The sequence below is a fragment of the Asticcacaulis sp. YBE204 genome (assembly GCF_000495855.1).
Classification (GTDB): Bacteria; Pseudomonadota; Alphaproteobacteria; order Caulobacterales; family Caulobacteraceae; genus Asticcacaulis.
In genome coordinates this window covers 1-1,156 of sequence record NZ_AWGF01000030.1, presented here as the reverse complement: position 1 = coordinate 1,156, position 1,156 = coordinate 1, and the positions used below count along the sequence as shown (strand labels likewise).

The following is a 1,156-nucleotide window of genomic DNA, read 5'->3' as shown; positions in this document are numbered from 1 at the left end:
ACGAGCCGGACGAACCGCTGTTGCACGGCAAATGGGCGCTGTATGCCAGTCTGGCCCCGACCGCTGATCTGGTGTCGATGGTTGGCGCGGGCCAAAAAGTTTTCACCTCGATGGAGATCCGCCGCGATTTCGCCAAGACCGGCAAGTCGTATCTGGTCGGGTTGGCCGTCACCGATGACCCGGCGAGCCTCGGTACTGACATGCTGGAGTTCAGCCGCCGCCACGAGAACGTCGAGTTCTCCGCGCCGCTGGAAGTCCATTTCGATTTTGAGCCGGTCGCTGACCCGGAAGCCTCATTCTCTGCCCGCATCAAAGCGATGTTTAGCCGCAAGCAAACTACCGACGATGTGCGCTTTGGCGAGATGGAAGGCGCCGTGATGACCGTGGCCGAGCAGTTGCAGGAAGCGGACACCCGCTTTACCGAGAAATTCGCTGCACTGAGCGAGCAGGTTGCCGACCTCAAGCAACAGGTAAAAACCGGCAGCGATGCGTTCAGCGCGCTGCAAGCCCAGCTTTCCACCTCGGAAGATTTCAGCCAGCAGGCGCGCCCGGATGCCACTGGCGGCAACAGCGCGCAAGACGTGCTGACCGACTGCTAAGGCAGTCACACCCGATAAAACCGAACAAAAACAGGAAGAAAAATGCGCAAGCAAACTCGTTTTAAATTTAATGCTTTTTTGTCCCGCCTTGCCGAACTGAATGGCGTCGCTACCGGCGATCTGGATAAAAAATTCAGCGTTGAGCCGTCCGTTACGCAAACCATCATGACCCGCGTACAGGATTCCTCCACGTTTCTGACCCGCATCAATATCCTGCCGGTTAAGGAAATGAAGGGAGAGAAAGTCGGTTTAGGTGTGAGCGGCTCCATCGCCAGCACCACCGACACCGCCGGCGGCGATGAACGCGAAACGGCCGACTTTGCCACGCTGGACAGCGATGACTATTTCTGCCAGCAGGTGAACTACGATTTCCACATCCGCTACAACACCCTCGACCTGTGGGCGCGTTATCAGGATTTCCAGACCCGCTTACGCGATGCGATTGTGAAACGTCAGGCGCTCGACCGCATCATGATCGGCTTTAACGGTACGCACCGCGCCAAAACCTCCAACCGCGTCAAGTTCCCGCTGCTGCAGGACATTGCGCCGGGCTGGTT

At 57.9% G+C, this 1,156-nt stretch carries 2 protein-coding genes; both read left to right on the top strand.

Going from position 1 to position 1,156, the window contains the following annotated elements:
• On the top strand, positions 1-599 hold a 599-nt coding region (locus AEYBE204_RS39165; protein WP_023464147.1), incomplete at its 5' end, for a GPO family capsid scaffolding protein.
• A gap of 42 nt (positions 600-641) precedes the next feature.
• A partial coding sequence (locus tag AEYBE204_RS39160) for a P2 family phage major capsid protein (RefSeq protein WP_023464146.1) occupies positions 642-1,156 on the top strand: 515 nt, incomplete at its 3' end.